Origin of the sequence: Vibrio vulnificus NBRC 15645 = ATCC 27562, from assembly GCF_002224265.1 — a bacterium.
Classification (GTDB): domain Bacteria; phylum Pseudomonadota; class Gammaproteobacteria; order Enterobacterales; family Vibrionaceae; genus Vibrio; species Vibrio vulnificus.
Map to the genome: position 1 here is coordinate 379,740 of NZ_CP012882.1, position 25,733 is coordinate 405,472.

Below are 25,733 nucleotides of genomic sequence, written 5' to 3' on the forward strand. Positions count from 1 at the left end.
TTTGGTTGAACGCTGAGTTAAAAGCGGTACAAAGCTTGAAGATAGAGAGTATGCTGCTTTAGCTCACTCTCATTTTTAGCTTCCCATCCAGCCAGTTTACTTTTTTCTTCAATTTCATTCGCATACTCATATTCACCTTTTAGCAACCAGTTATCACCGACTGCCTGTTCATAACCAAGCGTGGCTTTACGAATATCTTTAAAGTAATCAACATTGGCGTTGCCACCACCGCTGTTGGCAGCATTATTGGTTTCATTTTCACCAACACGAACACGTGCGTAAAGAACACCCGCATCATCAAAACTGTATTGCACAATAGGTTCGATATACTTCTCAGTGAAGTCACTGATTTCATTTATGCCGCCACTAGCTTGGCGATCTTCGTTGTCTTTAATTTGGTAGTAAAATTCAACACCGAGCTCCCAACTCCCCAAGCGCTTGTATGGCTTAAATAGAATGCTGTAGCCTTCTTCGATGCGTTCCCCCCAAGCACTTTTATCTTCTTTGCTATAGAGATACTCAAGGTTCGAATAGAAACCCCAGTTGTAATCGTTGTTAAAGTAAGTGAGATAAGGACGTAAGCTGTGCTCGGCGAGCTCTTTACGCAAGCCCGTCACATAGGGTGAATACACTTTGCTCTTCGTGAACTCTAGATCGTAAATCACCCCAGTCGCCCAACCATTGCTGAGGTCGAAGCCTTTGTTCAACGACACAAGATGTTTCATACCATCTTCGTTCTCGTGATACCCAGGCTCGACTTGAGAACGATCTTGTGTTTTCAGTGAATACAACGCGGTTAAGTTCCAACGCGCATTGTTGTAGTAGATACCAAAGACTTCGTTGGTGGTGGTTTTTTCTTTCTTCTTGTTGCCATTGAAACCATCCGTGACTTTATCTTCGTACTCGATAGAAGTACCAATATGGCCACCGAACTGTAAGGCTTCATCGAAGAAGCTGTTTTCTGCATCCAACCCACGACCACTGGCCGCAACTACGGATGAAGAAGAAAGAGCAAGCGCCGTTGCCACGGAGACAGAAATTAACGTTCTTTTCACGATAGGTCCTTATCAACCATTCAGGTTGTAAATCGTCTGTATTGTTTAGTTGAATTTTTAGTAGTTCACTGTGAACGCCTACTCATTCTTCAGCATGTAATTCTGTTTTTCCTCAATACTTTTCTTCAAATGAGATACCCATCACTTTCATCACCGAACTTAAGTGACATCAATCACAAAAATACACAAATATGCGTAAAGTAAAATCAAATTGTGCGCACTTCTTGCCCACCAAAGTTACACCTATACACACATACCCATCCAGTAAGGCAATTACTTACCACAACAACCTTTGTTGAGAAAGATCACATTTAGACAGTATGAGCCGTGAATATTAATTGACTTAAAAATCGCCGCATCTAACCTAGTAGTATATTCTGAACTACTACAGAGCTATCACTATGAATAAGACATGGATTAAAGCTGCACTGATCACTTCACTGTTTGGGTTACCCGTCGTTTCACATGCTCAAGAAATTGCCCCAGAGTCTGGTGCCGATTTATTGGTGTGGACAGATACGACAACACTCGACTACATGAAATACGCTGCGGAGTCGTTCAACCAAGATTTTGGCTACAACGTTAAATTCTCATTCCGTGGGCTAGCCCCCATTGATGCGGCATCGAGAATGATTCAAGACGGTGGTTCTGCTCGAGTGGCAGATATTGCAGAGATTGAGCACGACTTGCTCGGTCGCCTCGTTGTCGCAGGTGGCGCAATGGAGAATTTAGTTTCTGCAGCGAGAATAAAATCCACCTTTTTACCTAATGCCACTTCTGCAGCAGAATACGCAGGAGCAAGTTATGGCTTCCCTGTCAGTTACGCCACTTTAGCGCTGTTTTACAATAAAGAGCTTCTGCCAAATGCACCGAAAACATTTGAAGAAATCATCGCGTTTGGCAAAGCATTCAACAACGCCAAAGAGAACAAGTATGCGTTGCTTTGGGATATTCAAAATTACTACGAATCGAGAATGTTCTTAACCTTGTATGGGGCTTACGAATTCGGTCAAAACGGCACTGATGCTAAAGATCTGGGCATCAATTCACCGCTTGCACTGCAAGGAATGGAAGCAATGAAAAGCTTGAAAGCGGCGAATAATTCCAACCCTGTTGATATGCGCAATCCTCAAGTGAGACGCGGGCTCTTTGGCGAAGGAAAAGTTGCAGCGATCATTGATGGCCCTTGGGCAATCCAAAGCTATGACAGCAGTAACGTCAATTATGGCGTCGTTCCTATTCCAACATTTGAAGGCCAGCAACCACGTACCTTTTCGACGGTAAGATTGGCGGTCGTCTCTTCGTACAGCGAATACCCACAAGCGGCTCAGCTATTTGCCGACTATCTCAGCTCGGACAAAATGTTGATGAAACGCTATGAGATGACAAAATCAATCCCACCCGTTCAGGCTCTAATGGAAAAAATCATCGTCGATGCTAACGAAGCAACCTACGCCATCATTGCACAAGGCTTCTATTCCGATGCAATGCCATCTATCCCTGAAATGGGCTACTTATGGTCACCGATGGCAAGTGCGATCACCGCCATGTGGGTCAACGATCAATCCCCTAAGAAAGTGCTTGATCATGCTAAAGCGATCATCGAAGAGCAGATCGCATTTCAGGAGTAATCATGCTGTTGTCTCAAAACATCAAAATCCCCACGTTGCATTCCTCTTGGTTGATCATGGGCGCAACCCAGCTGGCTAACAGACATTGGGTGAAAGGGGCAATATTGCTGACTATCCAATGCACGTTCATTGTCTATTTACCTGACATGGCCAGCGCACTGAAAGGATTGATCACACTAGGTGACGTTGCCCAAACTCGTCAGGGCTTCAAGGTCATCCAAGGTGACAATTCGATCTTTATGCTGGTAGAGGGGGTCATTGCCACACTCTTCCTCTTCCTCTTCCTTGTGATTTATTTCATGAACGTGAGAGACGCCAAGCAATGTCGCGTCTCTCACCTAAGCGTTGCGCAACAAGCGAAATCAATTTATGAAGAAAAATTCGCGTTCATCGTGCTGTCACCAGCCTTTGTTGCCAGTATTGCTTTCATTATCATGCCGATCGCTATTACGGTCTTGGTTTCATTTACCAACTACTCATCACCACACCATATTCCTCCGAGAAACTTGGTGGATTGGGTCGGATTTAAGAACTTCCTCACCTTATTTGAGTTGAAAATCTGGTCGAGCACGTTCGTCGGCGTGGCTACGTGGACGGTAATATGGGCCATCGCTGCCACAGTGTGCACCTGTGGTTTTGGTTTTGTCTTAGCTCTGGCACTGGAGAATCGCAACATCAAAGCGAAAAAACTGTGGCGCTTTATCTTTATTCTGCCTTATGCCATTCCAGCCTTTGTCACCTTATTGATGTTCCGCTTGTTGTTGAATGGCATCGGCCCAATCAACGCCACACTGAATTCTTGGGGATTCGAATCGGTCGCTTTTCTCTCCGACCCATTTTTGGCAAAACTGACGGTGATCGCCGTGAGCGTTTGGGTAGGAGCCCCCTATTTTATGTTGCTGATTGCTGGCGCATTAACCAACATTCCACGCGATATTTATGAAGCGAGCGAAGTGGATGGAGCCAGTAAGTTTCAGCAATTTCGAGAAGTCACGCTACCAATGGTACTTCATCAAGTTGCTCCATCATTGGTGATGACCTTTGCGCATAACTTCAATAACTTCGGTGCAATTTTCTTGCTGACAGAAGGTGGCCCTATCAACCCGGAATATCGCTTTGCTGGTCACACTGACATCTTAATCACATGGATTTACAAACTCACCTTAGACTTCCAGCAGTACCAAATTGCGTCGGTGATTTCGATCGTCATCTTCCTCTTCCTATCCGTCATCGCGATATGGCAGTTCCGTCGTATGAAATCCTTTAAAGACGATGTGGGGATGTAACTATGAGTCGTGTATTAGAAAAACTGGGGACCGTGATCGTCTATCTTTTTTTGACGTTAAATGCCCTTTTGGTTTTAGGCCCGGTGCTATGGACCATCCTCGCGTCATTTAAACCCGGCAATAACCTGTTCAGTTCATCGTTTGGTGAATGGGCCTTCACTTTAGACCACTACCAAACACTGTTTACCGACACACCATATTTAGATTGGTACAAAAACACTTTTATGCTCGCAACAGCCAATATGTTGATCTCTTTAGTGATTGTCACTATGACGGCATTTGTGTTCTCTCGATACCGTTTTCAGGGAAAACGAAACGTACTCATGAGCATCTTAGTGTTACAGATGTTCCCTGCGTTTCTCTCGATGACCGCAATTTACATTTTGCTGTCTAAGATGGGGTTGATTGATACCTATCTCGGTTTGTTGTTCGTTTACGTAACGGGCTCCCTGCCTTTCATGACCTGGTTGGTAAAAGGTTACTTTGATGCAATACCTACCTCACTTGATGAAGCGGCAAAAATCGACGGTGCTGGCCATATGACCATCTTCCTCGAAATCATCTTGCCTCTTGCCAAGCCCATACTGGTATTTGTCGCACTCGTCTCCTTCACAGGCCCATGGATGGATTTCATTTTGCCAACACTGATTCTGCGTAGCGAAGAGAAAATGACCTTGGCAATTGGTATCTTCAGTTGGATCTCTTCTAACTCAGCAGAAAACTTCACTTTATTCGCGGCAGGTTCGTTGCTGGTCGCTGTACCGATCACCTTGCTGTTTGTTGCCACACAAAAACACATTACAACTGGCTTAGTCAGTGGCGCAGTAAAAGAATAACTTTAGGAATAATTATGATTACTAGAAGCTCACTAACTCACTTGGCAAAAAGTGCGGACAGCTACGCCTATAACAATGAGACGTTGCACATCCGTTTTCGCAGTGCAAAAAACGAAATTGATCGCGTCACCCTATGGATTGGCGATCCTTACCAATGGGCCGAAGGTGGCTTAGATGGCGGTAACCTAGGTGGCAGCGATGCACATGGCTGGATTGGAGGTACGGAGGTTAACATGGTGCTTGAGGGACAAACGGAGCACCACGACCATTGGTTTGCCGAATTCTCTCCACCCAAAAAACGCGCTCGTTATGGGTTTATCCTGTACGGGAAACACGGAGAAAAACTGCTCTTTGGTGAAAAACGCTGTGTGGATATTCACGCTCCGCGTGACGCAGAAAGAGAGTTGAGTAATTTAAGTAATTTTTTCTGCTTTCCGTTTATCAACCCCAAAGACGTATTGAAAACACCAGATTGGGTACGTAACACCATCTGGTATCAAATATTCCCAGAACGCTTTTGCAATGGCCGCCCAGAGGTTTCACCTTCGGATGTACAACCCTGGGGAAGCGAGCCCAAAAGCGATAACTTCATGGGAGGAGATCTTTGGGGAGTGATTGATAAACTCGATTATTTACAAGAGTTGGGGGTCAATGGACTCTACTTTTGTCCTATTTTTACAGCTAACGCAAATCACAAATACGATACCGTCGACTATTACAATGTGGATCCTCATTTTGGTGGTAACGAAGCTTTTAGAGCCTTAGTAAAACAAGCGCATTCTCGCGGTATGAAAGTGATGTTGGACGCAGTTTTTAACCACATTGGCGATCAATCTCCTTTGTGGTTAGACGTGGTGAAAAAAGGCCAACAATCCGCTTACGCAGACTGGTTCTGGATTAAACAGTTCCCCGTTTATCCTGATAAGCCAAAGTCTCAGTGGGACTACAGCAATCTCAACTACGAAACGTTTGGTAACGTGGCAGAAATGCCAAAACTGAATACCGAAAACCCAGACTGTCGCGCCTATCTATTAGATGTAGCCCGCCATTGGGTGGAAGAATTTGATATTGATGGCTGGCGTTTGGACGTGGCGAATGAAGTTGATCACGCATTTTGGCGCGATTTTCGTCAGGTCGTGAAAGAGATCAAACCAAATTGTTACATACTCGGAGAAATCTGGCACGAAGGAATGCCTTGGCTAAGAGGCGATCAATACGACTCGCTGATGAATTATCCCCTCACTCAAGCCATTACCGATTTTTTTGCTCTGGGTGCCGACGACAAAACCACATTTATGAACGCGGTGACTCGCGCCTACTTGGCGTATCCGCGTAACGTAAACGAAGCAATGTTTAACTTGCTTGAAAGCCATGACACTACACGCTTATTGAGTTTATGTGGGAATGACAAGCGTAAAGCCAAACTCGCTTATCTATTCATGTTCAGCCAGGTTGGCTCTCCTTGTCTTTACTATGGCGGCGAAATTGGCATGGATGGAAAACGTGGAATGGGGCTTGAACTCAACCGAAAATGCATGACTTGGGATAACAACGAGCAAGATCTGGAGTTCAAAGCGTTCATCCAACAACTGATCACTTGGCGTAAAACGAACCCCGAGTGGAATGCCCCTGACCTTTGCTGGTTAAATATTAACCACCCCGACATCATTAGCTACCAAAGAGGAGACTCTCAATTTTTCCTCAACAATAGTGACTGTTATGTTGAGGTGATGTTTGAAGAGCAAACAATCTCGTTAAGCCCATACGGCTACCTGCTATTAACGGTGTCATAAAGCACATGATCAAACTTGGCTTATCACTTGATTCACACTGGATACGAGGCGTTTTGTTAGATAATCAAAACGTTCTCTATCGCACTCAAGTCAGGACTCCAAGCACACCATTGCAAGCAGCAAGCACCCTTAGCTACATGACTGCCAATATGCAACGAATGTTTGGGAGCATCTCAATGGCAGGCCTCAATGTGATGGAAGATTGCTGGAAAGACGAATTCACGCTGACAGCAAACAACAACTTGCCTAGAGTCCTTGCACAATCATTGCCAGTGCCATGCAGCCAAATGAGTAGTGCTATCATTGCTCTAAGCCAAGTAAGTCATCTTCCTAAAGGGAACATTCTAAGTGCGGTTCTAGATGATAGCTGCGAACTTTGCATGACCACCAACCAAAATGACGAGCAGTGGATTGGAAATACGTTGCAATTGTCTTGGGCTCATAAGCCACTTAAAAATTATCAAAGCCTCATTGACGGCTTAACGCCTCTCTGCTGCTGTGGTTCAGATGAATGTCATAGACAGTACTTAACTCAAAAAGGCATTGAGCGACAGTATCATCAGCTTTCGCTTCGAACTCTGGGTTATCAAGACATTCTACAAAATGTGGCTAATCAACAATCATGGGCCATTCGAATCTATCGAATATGGATTGACCAACTGGCGCGCGCACTGACTGAGCCTATTCTGCGTTTCCAGCCAAGCTTGCTGCTGCTAAGTGGTAGCTTAATCCAGAATGACGATCTTGCTCTTAACCTAAAAAGCACCTTAAGTCGCCATTGCGCGATTGACTACTCACTCAACATACAGTGCTTACCAGTAGACGAGTATCGATTTGCCCATGGAGCAGCGTCAATGTGCGACATAAATCCAAGACAAGTCTCTACATTCACTGCGTGATGAGTGATAACCTACATAGGAATATAAAAGCGTGAATCAGTACCGAGGAGCCCCCGTGACAGAGCTGGTAACAAAATTGATGGATTTCGGTTTTACTAAGACCGACGCCTTGGTTTACATCAATTTGCTAAAAAATGGCCGAGCAAGCGGATACAAAATTGCCAAAGAGATCGGTTTATCACGATCCTCTGTTTATTCTTCCATCGATAATCTTTACAAAAATGGCTGCATTTTTATGTCTGATGGAGAAACAAAAGAATATGAAGCGAAGTCGCCCGATTTAATCTTCAACCAAATTGAAAAAAAGACGATTGAAAACATTCAAATTTTGAAGAAAGAGCTCTCTCGCATGATGCTGCAAGAAGAGAAAGAGTTCATCTACAACGTGACTGGGTTTGAAAACCTTCTGCAAAAAGCCAGAGAGATGCTAAACCTCGCTCAGGTGGAAATTTACCTCAATACCGATTTTCATCTAGAGTTACTCTCAGAAGAGATCAGCCAAGCGATTGAGCGCGGCGTCAGAGTGATTGTTTTCTCCTTTAACCGACTCGCTATCCCTCACCCTAAAGTGGAGTTGTACTCGCGCTCAGAGCAAAGCGAAAAACGCTATCCTTCACACCGATTTATGCTCGTGGTGGATATGAAGCAAGCGATGATGTTTTCACACCGCCAGGAAACTCAAGGGCTGTATTCTAACAATCGCTTGATTGTGAAAATGATGGCCGAGCACATCCACAGCGACATTTATCTCACTGAGTATGAAAAGTTAGACCCTGAGAAACGTTGCCGTATCGCGACCATTCACGAGCTCGAAAATGACATGGTTGTGGATGATCGTCAGCAAGTCCACATACCTTCTTGAGCCTTCCGCTTTTTACAGGCAGAGCAAACGTCCTGCCTGTCATCCATCTCCCAAATCACAAGCAAAAAAAAACCAACCGCAAAATGAGTGCGATTGGCTTATGTATGATGTGAACAATGTGTATTCACTAACAACGTCAGTTGGCTAGGTGACCCTCGGCTTAATAAGGGTCGACAAGTATTATGCATTAATCATGCCAACTTTAAAAGGGCTATTTTTGGGCTGAATATCCCATATATTAACTCTTGCTAAAATAATTTTTGCATTTTGCAAAAGCATTTTGCAAATGACTATGCAAATAGCCATTGTGAATACAGTTGCGCTTAAATTTTGCACGATGAATATAAAAGATAAGAATCGTGACCATTGTTCGAAGGCAAGGAGCGTTATGTCCACGTAATTTCATACTTTTTTGACATGAATCTGGGTATACTCGCTGCACTGCTTTTTTACGATTTCTACGACATGAATTATTTGTTTACTTTCTTAAAAGGTTTAGCGATGGGCGCCGCCGACGTGGTGCCAGGTGTCTCTGGTGGCACCATCGCGTTTATTACCGGTATCTATGACACCTTGCTCGAAAGCATTCGTCGCATTAACCCTGGCGTGATAAAAATCTGGCGTGCAGAAGGCTTTAAGGCGGCGTTCAACCACATTAACGGCTTTTTCTTAATCGCTTTGTTTGGTGGCGTACTGACCAGCATCGCAACGCTTGCCAAACTGATCACTTGGCTTTTGGCCAATCACCCTATTCCAATTTGGTCGTTTTTCTTTGGCCTCATCTTGGTGTCGGTTTATCACATCCTCAAACAGGTTGAGAAAAAAGACCTCACTCGTTTCGCTCTGTTGTTTCTCGGCATCGCGTTTGCCTACAGCATTACCGTGCTTAAACCACTTCATTTAGAACCCACGTCCATCAATGTCTTGATTGCGGGGGCGATTGCGATTTGCGCGATGATTCTGCCGGGTATTTCGGGCAGCTTTATTCTGCTGCTTATCGGTATGTACGCGCCGGTTCTTGGCGCGGTTAAGAGCTTCCAAGTCGATATTCTGGCGCTGTTCTTAGTGGGCTGTGTGACAGGGCTGCTGACTTTCTCTCACGTGTTGTCATGGCTGCTGCGCAAGTTCCGCGATTTCACTCTGATGTTCTTAACGGGATTGATGATCGGCACACTGCCGAAAATTTGGCCTTGGAAAGAGACCATTAGCTGGCGTTTGAATTCTAAAGGTGAGCAAGTGCCATTAGTGCAACACAACCTGTCACCTTTTGAGTTCGAAGCGCTGACCTCGCAACCTTCGCAATGGGTGATGGCGATTATCATGGCGCTGGTCGCCATTGCTTTGGTGCTGGGCTTAGAGAAGTTTGCCGAAGCCAACGCAAAATAACCCCAACCTAAATCAGTTCAAAGCGGAGAATCCTCTCCGCTTTTTTATTGCTAACGCACAATTTTCAACGGCTGTCGCAGTGTTTCAAATGGAATGTGGTAGGATCGCCTCACGCTTCTTCCTGCTTCAAAAACAATGAACAACATACTGAAAATTATCGCGTTTATCCTCGCTCTCTCGGGCGGATTCTTTGCTAAAGATATCGTCCAGCTGTTTTCATCCGACACAACCGCTGTGACTCAATCTGCGCCTAAGTTAGAGGACTATTGCATGCTCTCAACCCAAGCTTGCACGCAGCAAGCAGTGAGCATGACGCTAAGCAACGATACCGCGCAACCGTTGGTGGCCAGTGAAGTTCGTGTCGAATGGCCCTCTAGCAAAGAACCGCAATTAGTGCTCACTCTTAGTGGCTTAGAGATGGACATGGGCAAGCCAAAGTTTGTGCTTAAACAAACTTCGCCAGGCCACTATTCCGGTGAAGTGATTCTGCCTGTTTGCACTACCGACGCCATGACGTGGTTAGGCGAGCTTACCGACGGTACTACCACGGTTTACCCTGCAATAAGGATGCAACGATGAGTAAAAATTGGTCTCTCTTTCTGGTGGTCGCTTTTGTGCTTGGATTTGCACTCAAAAGCTATTTGGATCTGCAAGGTAAAGTGGAAAACGAAGCCACACCACCAACGCACTCAGCCGCAATGCTCTATGGTCAAGACGGGCAAGCGGTGAACATTTTTGACACGGAAGATACACGCATCCGCGTAGTCTATTTTGGTTTTACGCGCTGCCCAGATGTGTGCCCGACGTCTTTGGCGATGCTCTCTGGCGCTTTAAACGAGTTGGACGATGCTACCAAGGCGAAGCTGCGCCCTCTGTTTATTTCGCTCGATCCAGAGCGTGATGACGCAAAGCTTTCTGCGCAGTACGCCCACTATTTCCACCCAATGATTGAAGGGCTCTCTTCTTCACTGGAGGTCACCACGGAACTGGCCAAACGCTACGGAGTCATTTTCCGCAAAACAGAATTGAAAGACTCAGAGTTGAAGTACACGCTCGATCACAGCTCTTACTTCTACTTTTTGCAGCCCGATGGCACCTTGATCACCAAAGTGCCACACACCTTAACTCCCGCTCCGATTGTCGAAGCAATAAAAACGATAACCCAAGGAAATTAGGATGAAACTTAAAGCTCTCGCGCTTGCCGCACTACTTGTCAGCCCGTTGGTTAGCGCGCAAATGGATCTCATGGCTCACCACCCTTATGCCCGAGCGATGGCCCCGGGTGCCGTGAACAGTGCGGTCTTTGTGGAACTGATGAACCGCAGTGACAACGTGCGTACGATTGTTGCCGCAGAAACGCCAGCAGCAGGCAAAGTGGAACTGCATGACGTCATCAAAGAAGGCGATGTGATGAAGATGCGTCAAGTTGAATCGATTGAAATCCCAGCGAAAGGCAAAACCGTGCTCAAACCGGGCAGCCTTCACATCATGCTGTTTGATCTCAAAGCGCCATTGAATGAAGGTGAGCAGATCGATGTCACAGTGACTTTCGCCAACGGTGAAAAGATGACCTTCCAAGCGCCAGTGAAAAAAGTGATGAAAGGCATGCAGCACTCAGGCCATTAAGCCCTCGCCAGCCGCAACCAAAAAGCAAAGTGCAAAAAAGGAGCAACTCAGTTTGCTCCTTTTCTTTATGCAACGTATACTCATGCGGTTTCTATCACTAACTGGAGGAATTCTGATGATTGTAACAAACCAAACTCAAAGGGCATGGTTGGGTTAACGGAAAGTCCGTTTTCAATTTTATTATCGCATTACGCGACTTCTCCCTTCCCTTCTCAATTTGCCCGGTCAAACCGGGGTGATTCTATTTGATTTACGAATGAAACCCTGAAGCTATTACTTAGTGGGTGCTTTTGCGCACCGGGAAAATTCGCAATGAACAACACAATGACGTCTTCTCAGCCTTACACTTTGACTCAACTAGGCTGGAAACCATTTTTTCAACAACAACTGACGCTTGAAGATTATGAAAATACGCAAATCTGCCGAGTGATCGCCCATCATCGCAGTGGTTATCAGCTTTGCAGTGAACAAGGACGCTTTCACCTTGCCATTCACCATGCACAACCGAAAATGACGGTTGGCGATTGGGTTTTGCTCGATGATCAGCAACAGTTTAAACGTCTACTTGAACGCCAAAGCGAACTCAGTCGCAAAGCGGCTGGCAGTAAAATCGCGGAGCAGTTGATTGCCACCAATGTCGATACACTGTTTATCGTCTGCTCGCTCAATGATGACTTTAACCTCAGCCGCATTGAGCGCTATTTGAGCATTGCAAAAGAAGCGCACATCGAGCCTGTGGTGGTCCTCACCAAAGCCGATTTATCTCAGCAGGCAGAGCAAAACATCACGCAGGTTAAGCAACTCAGTGCAGCGCTATGGGTAGAGGCAGTGAATGCGCTCGACCCTGCTAGCGTCGCGGCATTACAACCTTGGTGTGCCAAAGGCAGAACAGTGGCCTTTATTGGTTCTTCCGGTGTGGGTAAATCCACACTCACCAATACCTTACTTGGTGTAGAAACCCAACAAACCGGTGGGATTCGTGAAGATGACAGCAAAGGCCGCCATACCACCACGGCTCGCTCTGTTCATATGATCCCTGACGGCGCATTGATCATCGATACACCGGGAATGCGTGAACTTCAGCTTGCCGATTGTCGTGAGGGCGTCAGCGAGACGTTTGCTGAGATCGAAACGCTCGCGCAGCACTGTCGCTTTAAAGATTGCCAGCATCAGCAAGAGCCAGGATGCGCAGTTCAACAAGCGATTGACTGTGGCACACTAGAAGCCCGACGTTTACAAAACTACTTTAAGCTGCAACGAGAACAGGCCTACAACGCTTCAACGTTTGCAGAGCAAAGGAGCCGAATGAAGCAATTTGGCAAAATGTGTCGTCATATTCAAAGTGACAAGCAAAAACTCAAAACCACCTATTAACCTCAACGGTTAGTAACTTTTTCATAACCAAAGTGGGCAATCATTCACTTTGGTTATGCTTTCCTCTTACCAATCGTCGCGGCAAATTTACCTCGCATCAACATTTTTAACCATGCATCACAACATTGAACAAACAATAACCCCAAAAACAAACTAAAACTAGACACAAAATATTACCAAGCTACTATAGGTTCCATTCAGCATAAAAATGGCTGAATTTTTATTACTTTTATAAAACGATTATTCAAATATCCTCACGCAACTTGATGTTTCTGCTTCAAGTAGCAAGGGGATAACTATAATTCTGATAAATGCAGGAATGATGTATGCAACATAACAGTCTTATCGCCCGATTTGCCCGAGGCAATCTGGTGATCCAAATTTTAGTCGGTATCATCCTCGGTATCTCGCTGGCCTTAGTTTCACCAAGCTCAGCGGAAAGTGTCGGCATGCTGGGCAGCTTGTTTGTCGGCGCACTGAAAGCGATCGCTCCAATTCTTGTTTTCATTTTGGTCGCCGCGTCTATCGCTAATCAAAAGAAAAACCAACACACCCATATGCGTCCTATCATTGTGATGTACCTAGCGGGCACCTTCTTTGCAGCTCTGACAGCCGTTGTTTTGAGCTTCATGTTCCCGACGACATTAACCTTGGTCACTGGCGCTGAAGGGGCAAATCCTCCTCAAGGCATTATGGAAGTGATCAAAACCTTGCTGTTCAAGTTGGTTGATAACCCAGTTAATGCACTAATGAGCGCGAACTACATTGGTATTTTGGCATGGGGTGTCGGCCTTGGTTTGGCACTTCACCACGCATCAGACACCACCAAAGCGGTATTTGAAGACCTGAGCCACAGTGTTTCTCACATCGTGCGCTTCATTATTCGTCTTGCGCCATTTGGTATCTTTGGCTTAGTGGCGTCTACATTCGCTACTACAGGTTTCGATGCCTTAGCTGGCTACGCTCACCTATTGGTGGTATTGCTGAGCGCTATGGCGATCATTGCGTTGATCGTTAACCCAGCTATGGTTTACGCGAAAACCAAGCAAAACCCATATCCATTGGTGTTCCAATGCCTACGTGAAAGTGGTGTAACGGCCTTCTTCACCCGTTCGAGCGCGGCAAACATCCCTGTGAACATGTCATTGTGTGAAAAACTGAAGTTAGACGAAGATACTTACTCTGTCTCTATCCCACTGGGTGCAACCATCAACATGGCGGGTGCGGCCATCACTATCACCACACTGACGCTGGCTGCCGTTCATACCATGGGTATCGAAGTAGACTTGATGACAGCGCTTCTACTGAGCGTCGTTGCCGCAGTGTCTGCTTGTGGTGCATCTGGTGTTGCTGGCGGTTCTTTGCTCCTGATCCCACTTGCGTGTGGCCTGTTTGGTATTTCAAACGACATCGCGATGCAAGTGGTCGCGGTTGGCTTCATCATCGGTGTGATTCAAGATTCTGCTGAAACGGCGCTAAACAGCTCAACGGACGTGGTATTTACTGCTGCTGTCTGCGAGTCAGAAGCGCAGAAAGCAAAAGGTTAACTGTGACTCTCCGTTAGTCTCAAAAAAAAAGGAGCCCTACATGGCTCCTTTTTCTATTCAACCGTTTTCAACGTAACTTCTTCCAGCGGAAAGTGCTTGCTAGGCTCAACAAATTCTTGCTGCGCAGCGATGGTTTGCAGTTCCCATTCGCCCGCTTGGTAAGTCGCGTTCAGCACGCCGTAGCACGCATCGTGACAGTGCTGGAAGGCTTGTTTTGGCGTCCAACCTTTCAATAGACCCGCAGTGAAAATCGCCGAAATCAAATCGCCCGCGCCAACCGGGGCTTTAGCAAATTCAAAATGAGGGCGCTTCGCTAGGTAAGTACCTTCTTGCGTCGCAAGTAGCATATTGAAGCTATCATCCGACAAACAGTAAAGGTGTTTCACCAACACCACTTTAGGACCTTTTACTAGTGCACGCTGGCAAGCGTTGAACGCATCATCCAACGTGTGAATTTCCATTTCGGCAAATTGGCTTAACTCGAACTGGTTAGGCACAATCACGTCCGCCATTGGCATGAGGCGGTTTAATAAGTTTTCCGCAATCCCCGGCGCGACAATACAGCCTTTGTCTGGCGCGCCCATCACGGGGTCACACACATAAAGCGCTTCAGGATTTGCTTGTTTGACTTTGGTGACGGTTTCTTCGACTGCCAGACATTGCTCAGCACTGCCTTGATAGCCAGTCAGTACCGCTTGGCACTTCTCAAGTGCACCAATATTGTTAAGGCCACGAACCAGTTCGCTGATGTCATCAGCCGAAAACGCACGACCGGTCCAACCTTCTTGGTACTGGGTGTGGTTAGAAAATTGAACCGTGTGGATCGGCCACACTTCAAAGCCCATGCGTTGCATTGGGAAGACAGCACTGCTGTTACCGGCATGGCCATAAGCAACGTGTGACTGGATGGAGAGGATACCTTGCATAGTACCAGACCTCTTCTTGTTGTTATCAATAGTTCAAAGACAGCGGCAAGCGCTCAATTTACGAAACCAGTAGTGTATTCGACAAACCAAGATTCTCGAACTCAATTCTGAAGCGAATGGGCTGAGAGTTGGTCATCCATACCTGACTCTTGATTTCTCTCTGTCTTTTCAAGCGGGAGGGCAAACACTCGTCAACTCGCTCAAGCAACTACAAAGGTATCGGCGTCGAGTGTAACAGCCGCTTGAGGGATTGGCGTCTGCTAATTGTTGAAAATCAGTTTTCACCGTGTCGTCAATGGTCACGCATAAAATGAAAAAACGAGCCTTCCACATTAAGTTGGGGAAGGCTCTTTCTCGATGATGTTTAATTGGCTAAAGGTTCGTGCTTGGCCGCGATCAAGCCATAAGCACTCCAACCTAGGAAGGTAACGATTGAACCCCACATCATGGCTTCGTAGCCCGAACCATACAACGCGTAGAAGCTGTAGAGAGAACCAACCAAAGCGATGATGTTGGTGGTTTTCATTTCGCGCTCAGGCACGTGCGCTACTTGCTGCATGATGAAGATTGCGCCCATACAGAGAATGTAAGGAATCACGTTGGTTACTACCGCAAGGTTCACCAGCGCTTCAAACTGCTCGTTCAATGTGGGTGAGATAGTCATTAAAGACAACACCGATTGGATAACCGTGATGGCCACCATCCCTTTGATGGGCGTGCCGCGTTTATCAACTTCTGAGAACAGTTTTGGGAAGAAGCCAGCATCCGAAGAGGATTTGAATACCGACGCGATAGTGAACTGCCAACCCAGTAGTGAACCGGCGCAAGCCAGTACCGCCATACCCGCGACCATTTTGCCAGCGGTTGAGCCTAGCATCACTGTCCATACGGTTGAGAATGGCGCTGTCGATGCCGCAAGATCAGCATTCGCCACAATGCCAGAACAGATGTTGGTTGAAACAATGTAAACCACCGCCGCAATCAGCGTACCGCCCAATACTGCAATCGGCACGTTCTTTTCTGGGTTGTCCACCGCATCGGAGTTGGCGCAAGCCGATTCCAAACCTAAGAACGCCCAAAGAGTCATCGCAATGGATGCACTCACCGCTTCACCAAATGGCAGATGATGTGGGTTCCACGCTTCTACGTACATGGTTGGGTTAAACCAGAACCAACCCACAATTCCCAAAGAACACACAGGAAGGATAACGCCCCAAACCGTAAACGAGCCGATTTGACCCGTGATCTTCGCACCACCAAAGTTAGCGAAGGTACAGATCCAAAGGATAGCGATGGTGTACAGACAGGTTTCGACTGGCGACAAAGTCACTTCGAAGAAAGCCGAGCCATAACCGACACAGGTAATCGCAATCGCAATGTTGGCAATCAACAATGACAAGCCGTAGGTCCAACCCGCCATAAACGCACCCGATTTACCAAACGCGTACGAGGCATAACCGTTCATCCCACCATCACGCTTACTAAAACGACCACACTTTGCAAAGACATAAGCAAGAGCCAATGAGCCCGCCGCGGTGATCAGCCAAGATAGAATCGAAATCGTGCCTACTTGCGCTAACTTACTTGGCAACATGATGATGCCCGAGCCAGCCATGTTAATGAACGTCAGAATGGTCAATTGCACCACCGACATTTTTTTGGTTTCAGTACTCATAAATTATTCTCCACGAATAAACGGTTCGCACCGCGACAACCAAGTCACGATGCGAACGGGGTAGATTAATCTTTAAGGGCGTAACAATGGGCGGTGGTGCGGCCATTGACGTCTTCTAGGTAGACACCTTGAATCTCTGGTGCGAAGCCTGGGAATCGGTTGATGCCTTCTTCTAGAGATAAGAAGTAATCGACCACTTGTTGTGTCCAGATTTCGCCCGTGATCACACAGATAATGCCTGGAGGGTAAGGAAGCGCACCTTCTGCAGCGACACGACCTACCGCTTCTTTCAGCGGCAAGTAATCACACTCGCCGCGGAAGTATTTGCGTGTTGCCACATCCGGTTTGTGCACCATGGTTGGGAAGTATTCGCTGCGGAACATCGCTTTTTGTAGCTGTTTCACGTTCAGCTCTTTGTACATGTCATGCATTTCCTGACAGAGCTGACGAATGGTGTAGCCGCGGTAGCGCTCTTTGTTCGCTTCGTAAACGCGAGGCAGCACGATGTTTAGCGGCGCATCATCACGAATGAATTTCTCGAAGCGGTTAATTTGCGCCACAAGATGACGGATCTTACCCATGTCCTCTGCTGGTGTGAGAAGGAACAAGATAGAGTTCAAGTCACACTTCTCTGGGATGATGCCGTTTTCACGTAGGAAGTTCGCCAATAACGTGGCAGGAATACCAAAGTCTGCGTAACTGCCATCTTCCGCAATACCGGCGGTGGTTAAGAGCAATTTACATGGGTCAACGAAGTATTGGCCTTCGCCGTAACCTTCGAATTTGTGCCAGCTTGCGTTTGGCTCAAACATAAAGAATTTCTTGTTGGTGGCGATGACATCCGTATCGTAGCTGCCCCATGGCTGACCATCGACTTGGTCAGGAATGAACGGACGGATCAGCTCACAGCTTTTGAGGATTTCTTTACGCGCTTCGATACCCGTCTTCACCGCATCACGCCATAGGCGCAGACCCGCTTCACCATCGTGGATCTTCGCGTTGACATCCAATGCCGAGAACAGCGCGTAGAACGGTGAGGTTGACGCATGCATCATAAACGCGTTGTTGAAGCGTTTGTGGTTACAGTATCGAGCCTGACCTTTGATGTGGTGGTCTTTTTTGTGGATTTGCGAGGTTTGAGAAAAGCCAGCTTGTTGCTTGTGAACAGACTGAGTCACGATCACACCCGCATCTTCTGGTTTCAGATCCAGTAGCAGTGGCGAACAGTCTTTCATCATAGGAATGAACTGCTCGTAGCCCACCCATGCCGAGTCGAATAGGATGTAGTCACATAGGTGACCAATCTTATCCATCACGTAGCGTGCGTTGTAGATCGTACCGTCGTAAGTACCCAATTGGATGATGGCAAGACGGAATGGACGCGTATCACGCGCACGTTCGGGCGACACTTTGGCGATTTGGGCGCGGATGTACTCTTCATCAAAGCAGTGCTCATCCATACCACCGATAAAGCCCCAAGGGTTACGCGCTGTCTCTAGGTAAACAGGCGTGCCACCCGCTTGGATTAATGCGCCGTGGTGGTTTGATTTGTGGTTGTTACGGTCAAACATCACCAAGTCGCCCTCGGTCACTAACGCGTTACACACCACTTTGTTTGAAGCCGAAGTGCCGTTGAGGACGAAGTAGGTTTTGTCTGAGTTGAACACTTTTGCGGCGTGCGCTTGAGCTTGGTGTGCAGAACCTTCGTGGATCAACAAGTCACCTAAATCCACGTCCGCGTTACACAAGTCACTACGGAATAGGTTTTCACCGAAAAAATCGTAGAACTGCTTGCCCGCCGGGTGTTTTTTGAAGAACTGACCGCCTTGGTGTCCTGGACAGTCAAAGGCGGAGTTGCCCATTTCCACGTAGTGCGTCAGTTGTTTGAAGAAAGGCGGCAATAGGCGGCATTCGTATTTGGTTACCGCTTCATTGATTTGGCGGCTGTAGTATTCGATGGATTGTCTTTCTAAATCGATAACGCCGGTTAACCATACGTAATCTTCAGCTGACACTGGGGTGGCGTCCGTCACCAAAAATACCGGAATACCATAACCTGTTTCGGAAATGACTTTGTGCAGGCCCGCTTTAATATCTGCCGACGTAATAATGGCAGCACCAACATCGGTTAATTCTACTTGCTCTAAAGGATGAAGATGACGATTAAATTGTTCATCTAAAGATTCAGCTAATAAACTAAAATCTTCTGGCATGTAATTACTAACACCAATAACTAAACGCTTCATTTGAAATATCTCTTATTTGTTCTTTAAAAACGACAAGCACAGATATTACAAATGGAATTTAGATTTAAAATTTAAAAAACAAATTTCGTGATTATTCGTTCATAATTAAAAACCTTATTTACTCGAAATAAAATTTCGAGATCTTTATCACTTTCCTTTTGATAAGCCAATGATATTGGATTGAGATTAAATTTAAATTCAGATAAAAAATTATGTGACCAAACCAGTGACAAATAGAAACAGAATCAAAAGAAAATAAAATTTTGCGATTTTCATCACTCTATATTGTTCGTTTTTGATTTATTAGCGAGAAATAAAAACATACCATTTAACATTTTATAAACCGCAAACAAAAAAGCCATCAACATTTCTGCTAATGGCTTTTCATTTATTGTAGGGAAAAGAAACAAGATCAGTTAAATAGATGACTATCCAGCTTAACGCCATTGTTCGACCACTGTAGATACCGTTTCACAGCGATACCCGATGAGTACATCGTATGCTTGCAGTCCATACATTCAACAAAGTACAACCCACTCATGCCTGCCATAACGTGCAACCGACGGCTATCGCAACGCTTACAAGACAACCTTTGGACCTTGTTATTAGTGTCTATACGGCGAGCAAAATTAAGTGTTTCATGGGAGCATAACGCTTCCATGGCACTCTCCTTAAAAGGATGTTCACTGAGTAGATAATTGATGGCGTAGTCGTAAACAGGGGGAATTGAAGATTTTCCACTCTCTATATTGGTTATTTTGGCAACAGAGACTCCCAACAAAGAGGCAAATTCCACTTTGCTGTATTCCAAGATAAACCGAGAAGAGATGAACTTATCTGCACTTATAATTCTCAACATACACAAATCTCTAATAATAATAAACCGAGTACGTTGTACTCTGTTCATTGTTGAAACATGCAATAAAAGTCACTTCCAATTGTATTTATTCGAACAGTATGTTCTATTTGTTTTTTATTATCATGCTACTAATTGATTTTAAAATCAACAAGCACAATTTAGTAAAATCATTATTTACATTAAACATGATTAAATATTTTCACTTATACAAATAAAGAAAAACCATAGAATGGTTAAATACTTCCACTTATTGAGCATTAAACATTGCATTTTATAAAGAGGGAATCCCCCCCTTTTTACATAGTTTTCACCATCATCAATCACTCGTAACCAATGCTGTTGACGATGCGAATAAATAACCAGCAAACTCGTCAAAAAATGGCGTGCTATTGTCTGCCAGCATTCAGCAACCATAGCCATCTGTATCGCTCCCATGCAACCATCATGAACCATTCAGCCGCATCCAATCTGCCCCCATGCGGCGCATTTCCTCAATAACAGACTGTAAGCGCTTTTTGGTGATTACGTTGATCTTAATTTTCAATAAAAAACAACTCGGATAAAAATCGTGAACTGCTCCGCATTGAGCGGAGAGGGTGACTTAGCTTCCGGCACATCTTCCTCCGTGCATCGCTCACAAAATCGCCTCATCCTCCCCCTTTCTACGCCCTAAATTTGTGCATCATTTCACGCCTTCTCCTTCTACCATTCGTGATCCCCATACCTGCATTGCGTTATTTATCAATAACAAAAATCTTTGCTGATTTTTCTCACATTTTGCTGGCAAACGAAATTCATAGCATATCTGGGCTTTTTTATAATTACGCATATGGATATAGAACGTGAACAAACAACCTTTCAACTTATCTCTGCTGGCGAAAGCCATCATGCCTATAATGGCAACCTCACTGCTCATTGGCTGTAACTCTTCTAACGATGGAGAGACGGCGAATCCACAACCAGACACTGGCAAAGTGGCTCGTGTCTATTTCAAAGCGAGCGAAACTGCAACTCGAGCAGCAGCTGACAGCAGCGCTTACGACAAAGCGACGTTATACGTTTGGAATAACGACACCTGTGGTGGCTACGCCGAAACCGACGAAGGCCATGATGATTGGGGCACAGGTATTAAACCCACTGGCGTAGACGATAAGTTTGGTGCCTACTGGGATCTGCAAGTGCGCAGCGAAGCGACCCAGTGCATCAACTTTATTCCTCGCGTTGGCAACGATAAGCCCCTTGGCGAGTTCGATGCCAAACTCGATCTGACCCAAACAGGCAAAAATAACGCCGTCTACACCCAACAAGGTGTGGCCGCCGTTTACCCAGAGCTGATCTCAACTTCTGACATCCCGGCCAACACGGCACGCGTTTACATGAACACGCCAGATGGTGATGAAGGGCACTTCACCTTACATGTTTGGAACAACGACACCTGTGGCGCTTTTGATGGCAACGACACTTCATGGCCAGGTATGGAACCCACCGGCTTTAGTGATGTGTACGGACCCTATTGGGATCTGCCAGTGAAAGGCGCAGAGGGTTGCATCAACATCATTCCAAACAACAAATCCAACGGCGACTACCAAACTTCAGACCTTAAGTTTGAGTTTGATAAAACCACCGCGATTGGCAATGTCGCGTTTGTGTTTAAAGGCACCAACAAGGTGTACTACACCGCATTGGCACAAAAGCCTGTGGCACAAGTGGAGCTAGCGGGCGCAAGCGCGATTTTTGCCGATGACAGCGTGATTCTAGTCAACGCCAAAGACGCCACCAGCGTCACACTCTACTACTCAGAAAGCGGTGAACTGGCTTTCGATAGCGCCAGCAAAAAAGTCACGGGTGCAACCAAACAAATCACTTCAAGCAAAGCAGCGAGCGCCGATTGGAACAAAACCAAGCCACATCTGAGCAACGATTTTATCGGTTTTGAAATGGACTTCAGTGGCGAAGGTAACACGCTGAAAGATCTGCTGAAAGGTCAATTGATCTTGGTGGCCAGCGATGCGACAGGCGTCATTAAAGCAACCGAAGTCCAACCTGCCAGCGCATTAGATGCACTCTACGCCGCGGCCGCGACCAAGCTCAGTTATGGTGCGGTGATTAACCCAGACAGCACCACCACATTCCGCCTTTGGGCACCAACGGCGCAGAGCGTCAAGCTGATCCCGTACAATGCTGAAAAGCAAGCGCAAACCGCCATCACAATGACATTTGATGCCACCAGCGGAGCCTGGGTAGCAGAAAACACCGCACTCAAACACGGTGATTTCTACCGCTACGAAGTGACGGTTTACCACCCGGCTACAGACAAGGTCGAAACCTACCAAGTGACCGACCCCTATTCCTTGAGCCTCTCGATGAACTCGGAATACAGTCAAGTGGTGGATCTGGCCAACGCGGAGCTGAAACCGTCGGGATGGGACGCACTTTCTGCACCACACAACCAAGCAAACCCAGCCGAGTTTGTCTTGTATGAAGCGCACATTCGTGACTTCTCAGCACTGGATGACTCAACGGCCGAAGCCAATCGTGGCAAGTACAAAGCCTTTACTCAAGCAGGTGCTGCGCCTGTCGAGCATCTCAAAAAACTGGCTCAATCGGGCGTTACACACTTACATCTACTGCCGACCTTTGATATTGCGACCATCAATGAAGACCCAACCAAAGTGGCGAACATCAATCAGCCATTTGCTAAGTTGTGTGAACTGGATGCAAGCGTGAAAAACGATGCCGATTTCGGCAACTACTGCGACAGCAATGAAACGCTGAGCACCGTGTTTGAAACACTGGCAAAAAAAGACAGCAAAGAGAGCGCGGTAGTACAACGTTTGAACAGCCATGTGCGCAACCTAGACTCATTTAACTGGGGTTACGATCCATTCCACTACACGGTGCCAGAAGGTTCTTATTCATCGGATGCTGAAGGTATGGTGAGAATCAAAGAGTTCCGTGAAATGGTGATGTCGGTGAAAAAAGAGATCGGCATGAACGTGGTGATGGATGTGGTCTACAACCACACCAACGAATCAGGGGTATCGTCCAAATCGGTCTTGGATCGCATTGTGCCTTGGTACTACCAACGCCTCAACGAGTTCTCAGGTGCGGTGGAGCAATCGACCTGTTGCTCTAACACGGCGCCGGAAAACCAAATGTTTGCCAAGCTGATTGACGATTCCATTAGCACTTGGGTGAAAGAGTACAAGATCGATGCGTTCCGCTGGGATCTGATGGGCCACCACCCACTGGCGCAAATGAAGCAAACCTTGGCTGCTGCCAAAGCCGTCGATCCAAATGTCTACTTCTACGGTGAAGGTTGGAACTTCGGTGAAGTGGGTAACGATCGCATGTTCAAACAAGCCACTCAGTTAAACCTTGCAGGTACGGGCATTGGTTCATTCTCGGATCGTCTTCGTGACGCAGTCCGCGGCGGTGGCCCATTCGACAGCCAAGATTCGCTTCGTTCAAATCAAGGCTTTGGTAACGGTATTTACGTTCAAGTGAATGAGAAGAACGAGCAAAACGCGGCGCTGAAGACAACCGCGCTGCACCTTGCCGATCTGACTCGTTTGGGCATGGCAGGCAACTTAAAAGCCTTCCCATTCACCGATAGCAAAGGCAAAGCGATCACTGGTGCTGAGTTGGATTACAACGGTCAACCCGCGGGTTACGCGCAAGATGCGTGGGAAATCCAGAACTACGTCTCCAAACATGACAACCAAACCCTGTGGGACAACAACCAGTACAAGATTGCCTATGCGACCACGGCCGCAGAGCGCACACGTATGCAAGCGGTTGGTTTGTCTACCGCGATGCTTGGCCAAGGCGTACCATTTATCCATATGGGCAGCGAGTTACTGCGTTCTAAATCGATGCAGCGCGACTCGTATGACTCAGGCGATTGGTACAACCGCGTTGACTTCACTAAGCAAGACAACAACTGGAATGTTGGCCTGCCACGCGAAGACAAAGACGGCAGCAACTGGGCGATCATCGATGCCGTGATCACTGGCTCAAGCGATCACGCCATGCCAAGTGCCACAGACATCGATAACATGGATAAGTTCTTCAACGAACTGGCCGCACTACGTGCTTCTTCTGGTCTGTTTACCCTAGGCAAAGGCAGTGAAATCATCAAACGCGTTGCGTTCCACAACACAGGCGCAGAGCAAACACCAGGGCTTATCGTGATGAGCATCGACAACAGCGGTGATAAGCACGATGCCACCATTGATGCTAAACGCGATGGCATGGTGATTGTGGTGAACGCGTCGCCAAGCATGGTCAGTGACTTTGCCAAGTTTGATGCAGCGGGCTACACGCTCCATGCAGTGCAAACCAATGCGGGCAATGACTCACTGGCGAAGAACCAAGATAAAGTGGCTCAAGTCGTGAATGGCAAACTCACGGTTCCCGCTTGGTCTGTCGCGGTCTTTGAGAAGCTGCGTTAAGTTCTAGTAGTAGAAAACGCAACCAGTAAGAAAAGACAACGCCCGCATCATGCGGGCGTTTGTTTAGGGTTTGTGTTGGGAGGAAAACAGGTCTTGAGTGAAATCGAGCTCGCTGCCAGCAGAGGAATCTGCACCAGCACTTGGTGGCTGAGGCTCTTGGTTAATGGTGTCAGCCAGTAGCCCCTCATCTATCTCTTCAAACACCAATGGCTCATCACTGCGATCCAAATTGGCCTCAAGCGGAGGGAAATAACTCGGGCGCTTATACACTTTATTGAGCGCTTTAATGATGGCGTGCTTACCCACTTTGCCCGCTTCAAGCTTTTTCAACAAAGGTTTTGCCACCGCTTGCAAACCCACCACGATGTCGACCCCAATTTTCGTCGCCACTTGATCACGCATTGCGCGCGCTTTTTCATAACCAAAATGAGACGCCAAGAACAGCCACACGTAAGCCAACGCATTGCCGGTTTTGCCATAATCACGCCAAGCTTCGCCCGCATGGAACATGGCTTCGGCGCTGCCTCTTTCGGCTGCGCGTTCAAGCCAATAGGTACCTTTGGCATGATCCGTCTTGGTTCCGACTCCCGCTAAATAACTGAGGCCAAGGTGAATTTGCCCATCGACACTGCCTTTACTTGCCGCTTTGTGATACCACTGGTAAGCATTATCGTTCGAGCGCTCGGGATTCTCACCCGATTGGCTCCACTCCCCCATAAACAGCATCGCATCCAAGTTGCCTTGAACCGCCGCTTCTTCAATTAAGCGATAGCCTTTGGGTAAGTTTTTTTCAATGCCACGACCATGAACAAGGGCTTTGCCCGCTTCAAATTTCGCATCCAGACTGCCTTCCAGCCCTGCAATGGCCAAACGCCAGAAGTTCGCTTGTTCTTTGAGGATCAAGTCTTCACGCATGCGGTCACTCATGCGCACAATGCCATACATCGAGTTCACATTGTCTAAACGTGCCCCTTTGTTATACCAATAGAGCGCTTCCTTTAAATTAGTTCGCTCCGCTTCTTTGGCTAAAAACAGGATCGTCGGAATATGACCGCCTTCGGCCTTGAAAAGTCGTTCTTGTCTTTCTTGCTCTCGCGCTTTTTCGATTGCTTTGCGGTTGGCAATTTCCCTTGCTTTTCGCTCTTGTTCGAGTCGTTGCTTCCTTAACGATAAGGAGAACATCCAAACAAACACCAGCAGCAAAGACAGCCCCGTAGCGCCAATGGCGACGGCCATCATACTCATAATGTCATTTCTTTATTGAACAGCTCACTCTGA

The 25,733-nt window shown here is 46.7% G+C and carries 20 protein-coding genes; 13 read left to right on the forward strand and 7 right to left on the reverse strand.

From position 1 onward, the window contains the following. Positions 1-17: 17 nt before the first annotated feature. Positions 18-1,055, reverse strand: coding sequence for a hypothetical protein (locus AOT11_RS17365; protein ID WP_017421725.1), 1,038 nt, complete (start codon positions 1,053-1,055; stop codon positions 18-20). 401 nt (positions 1,056-1,456) lie between these two features. Between AOT11_RS17365 and AOT11_RS17370 the strand changes: the two genes are divergently transcribed. From AOT11_RS17370 to sstT, 12 genes are all read left to right on the forward strand, one after another. Continuing rightward, a complete protein-coding gene (locus AOT11_RS17370; RefSeq protein WP_017421724.1) occupies positions 1,457-2,686 on the forward strand; it encodes a sugar ABC transporter substrate-binding protein in 1,230 nt (409 codons plus the stop codon). A gap of 2 nt (positions 2,687-2,688) precedes the next feature. Beyond that, positions 2,689-3,972 (forward strand): carbohydrate ABC transporter permease, encoded by a 1,284-nt coding sequence (locus AOT11_RS17375; protein WP_017421723.1) that lies wholly within the window; start codon positions 2,689-2,691, stop codon positions 3,970-3,972. 2 nt (positions 3,973-3,974) lie between these two features. After that, a complete protein-coding gene (locus AOT11_RS17380; RefSeq protein ID WP_017421722.1) occupies positions 3,975-4,808 on the forward strand; it encodes a sugar ABC transporter permease in 834 nt (277 codons plus the stop codon). Between the two features lie 14 nt (positions 4,809-4,822). Then, positions 4,823-6,601 (forward strand): glycoside hydrolase family 13 protein, encoded by a 1,779-nt coding sequence (locus tag AOT11_RS17385; RefSeq protein ID WP_017421721.1) that lies wholly within the window; start codon positions 4,823-4,825, stop codon positions 6,599-6,601. A gap of 5 nt (positions 6,602-6,606) precedes the next feature. Further along, a complete protein-coding gene (locus AOT11_RS17390) occupies positions 6,607-7,500 on the forward strand; it encodes an ROK family protein (protein WP_017421720.1) in 894 nt (297 codons plus the stop codon). Positions 7,501-7,555: 55 nt separating this feature from the next. After that, on the forward strand, positions 7,556-8,362 hold the full coding sequence (locus AOT11_RS17395) for a TrmB family transcriptional regulator (RefSeq protein WP_017421719.1): 807 nt from the start codon (positions 7,556-7,558) through the stop codon (positions 8,360-8,362). A gap of 465 nt (positions 8,363-8,827) precedes the next feature. Further along, positions 8,828-9,748 carry a polyprenyl-phosphate transporter gene (locus AOT11_RS17405; protein ID WP_026050600.1) on the forward strand — a complete coding sequence of 307 codons (921 nt, stop codon included), beginning with the start codon at positions 8,828-8,830 and terminating at the stop codon, positions 9,746-9,748. Between the two features lie 135 nt (positions 9,749-9,883). Further along, on the forward strand, positions 9,884-10,327 hold the full coding sequence (locus AOT11_RS17410; RefSeq protein ID WP_017421717.1) for a hypothetical protein: 444 nt from the start codon (positions 9,884-9,886) through the stop codon (positions 10,325-10,327). Continuing rightward, positions 10,324-10,923 (forward strand): SCO family protein, encoded by a 600-nt coding sequence (locus tag AOT11_RS17415; protein WP_026050601.1) that lies wholly within the window; start codon positions 10,324-10,326, stop codon positions 10,921-10,923. The genes AOT11_RS17410 and AOT11_RS17415 overlap by 4 nt, the downstream gene beginning before the upstream one ends. A gap of 1 nt (position 10,924) precedes the next feature. Continuing rightward, entirely contained in the window at positions 10,925-11,374 is a 450-nt protein-coding gene (locus AOT11_RS17420; RefSeq protein ID WP_017421715.1) for a copper chaperone PCu(A)C, read from the forward strand. A gap of 312 nt (positions 11,375-11,686) precedes the next feature. Beyond that, positions 11,687-12,748 (forward strand): ribosome small subunit-dependent GTPase A, encoded by a 1,062-nt coding sequence (rsgA, locus tag AOT11_RS17425; protein ID WP_017421714.1) that lies wholly within the window; start codon positions 11,687-11,689, stop codon positions 12,746-12,748. A 326-nt stretch (positions 12,749-13,074) separates the two neighbouring features. Then, a complete protein-coding gene (gene sstT, locus AOT11_RS17430) occupies positions 13,075-14,295 on the forward strand; it encodes a serine/threonine transporter SstT (RefSeq protein ID WP_017421713.1) in 1,221 nt (406 codons plus the stop codon). A gap of 53 nt (positions 14,296-14,348) precedes the next feature. Here sstT and pdxY read toward each other — a convergent pair whose 3' ends face one another. The 5 genes from pdxY to AOT11_RS17455 form a co-directional block, all read right to left on the reverse strand. Then, positions 14,349-15,221 (reverse strand): pyridoxal kinase PdxY, encoded by an 873-nt coding sequence (pdxY, locus tag AOT11_RS17435; RefSeq protein WP_017421712.1) that lies wholly within the window; start codon positions 15,219-15,221, stop codon positions 14,349-14,351. A 364-nt stretch (positions 15,222-15,585) separates the two neighbouring features. Next, on the reverse strand, positions 15,586-16,896 hold the full coding sequence (potE, locus tag AOT11_RS17440; protein ID WP_017421711.1) for a putrescine-ornithine antiporter: 1,311 nt from the start codon (positions 16,894-16,896) through the stop codon (positions 15,586-15,588). A 65-nt stretch (positions 16,897-16,961) separates the two neighbouring features. After that, positions 16,962-19,142 carry an ornithine decarboxylase SpeF gene (gene speF / locus AOT11_RS17445; RefSeq protein WP_017421710.1) on the reverse strand — a complete coding sequence of 727 codons (2,181 nt, stop codon included), beginning with the start codon at positions 19,140-19,142 and terminating at the stop codon, positions 16,962-16,964. Between the two features lie 412 nt (positions 19,143-19,554). Continuing rightward, complete coding sequence (locus AOT11_RS17450; RefSeq protein ID WP_011082126.1) at positions 19,555-20,001, reverse strand: helix-turn-helix domain-containing protein; 447 nt, start codon at positions 19,999-20,001, stop codon at positions 19,555-19,557. A gap of 189 nt (positions 20,002-20,190) precedes the next feature. Continuing rightward, complete coding sequence (locus AOT11_RS17455; protein ID WP_015727366.1) at positions 20,191-20,421, reverse strand: hypothetical protein; 231 nt, start codon at positions 20,419-20,421, stop codon at positions 20,191-20,193. Positions 20,422-20,843: 422 nt separating this feature from the next. Between AOT11_RS17455 and pulA the strand changes: the two genes are divergently transcribed. Next, entirely contained in the window at positions 20,844-24,455 is a 3,612-nt protein-coding gene (pulA, locus tag AOT11_RS17460) for a pullulanase-type alpha-1,6-glucosidase (RefSeq protein WP_017421708.1), read from the forward strand. A gap of 63 nt (positions 24,456-24,518) precedes the next feature. On the opposite strand, the gene AOT11_RS17465 is transcribed toward pulA, so the two are convergent. Continuing rightward, on the reverse strand, positions 24,519-25,700 hold the full coding sequence (locus AOT11_RS17465; protein ID WP_017421707.1) for a tetratricopeptide repeat protein: 1,182 nt from the start codon (positions 25,698-25,700) through the stop codon (positions 24,519-24,521). Positions 25,701-25,733: the final 33 nt, after the last annotated feature.

Coding starts and splice junctions, on each gene's coding strand:
- AOT11_RS17370 (WP_017421724.1), top strand. CDS start 1,457: ATGAATAAGACATGGATTAAAGCTGCACTGATCACTTCACTGTTTGGG.
- AOT11_RS17375 (WP_017421723.1), top strand. CDS start 2,689: ATGCTGTTGTCTCAAAACATCAAAATCCCCACGTTGCATTCCTCTTGG.
- AOT11_RS17380 (WP_017421722.1), top strand. CDS start 3,975: ATGAGTCGTGTATTAGAAAAACTGGGGACCGTGATCGTCTATCTTTTT.
- AOT11_RS17385 (WP_017421721.1), top strand. CDS start 4,823: ATGATTACTAGAAGCTCACTAACTCACTTGGCAAAAAGTGCGGACAGC.
- AOT11_RS17390 (WP_017421720.1), top strand. CDS start 6,607: ATGATCAAACTTGGCTTATCACTTGATTCACACTGGATACGAGGCGTT.
- AOT11_RS17405 (WP_026050600.1), top strand. CDS start 8,828: ATGAATTATTTGTTTACTTTCTTAAAAGGTTTAGCGATGGGCGCCGCC.
- AOT11_RS17410 (WP_017421717.1), top strand. CDS start 9,884: ATGAACAACATACTGAAAATTATCGCGTTTATCCTCGCTCTCTCGGGC.
- AOT11_RS17415 (WP_026050601.1), top strand. CDS start 10,324: ATGAGTAAAAATTGGTCTCTCTTTCTGGTGGTCGCTTTTGTGCTTGGA.
- AOT11_RS17420 (WP_017421715.1), top strand. CDS start 10,925: ATGAAACTTAAAGCTCTCGCGCTTGCCGCACTACTTGTCAGCCCGTTG.
- rsgA (WP_017421714.1), top strand. CDS start 11,687: ATGAACAACACAATGACGTCTTCTCAGCCTTACACTTTGACTCAACTA.
- sstT (WP_017421713.1), top strand. CDS start 13,075: ATGCAACATAACAGTCTTATCGCCCGATTTGCCCGAGGCAATCTGGTG.
- pdxY (WP_017421712.1), bottom strand. CDS start 15,221: ATGCAAGGTATCCTCTCCATCCAGTCACACGTTGCTTATGGCCATGCC.
- potE (WP_017421711.1), bottom strand. CDS start 16,896: ATGAGTACTGAAACCAAAAAAATGTCGGTGGTGCAATTGACCATTCTG.
- speF (WP_017421710.1), bottom strand. CDS start 19,142: ATGAAGCGTTTAGTTATTGGTGTTAGTAATTACATGCCAGAAGATTTT.
- AOT11_RS17450 (WP_011082126.1), bottom strand. CDS start 20,001: ATGTTGAGAATTATAAGTGCAGATAAGTTCATCTCTTCTCGGTTTATC.
- AOT11_RS17455 (WP_015727366.1), bottom strand. CDS start 20,421: ATGGCTATGGTTGCTGAATGCTGGCAGACAATAGCACGCCATTTTTTG.
- AOT11_RS17465 (WP_017421707.1), bottom strand. CDS start 25,700: ATGAGTATGATGGCCGTCGCCATTGGCGCTACGGGGCTGTCTTTGCTG.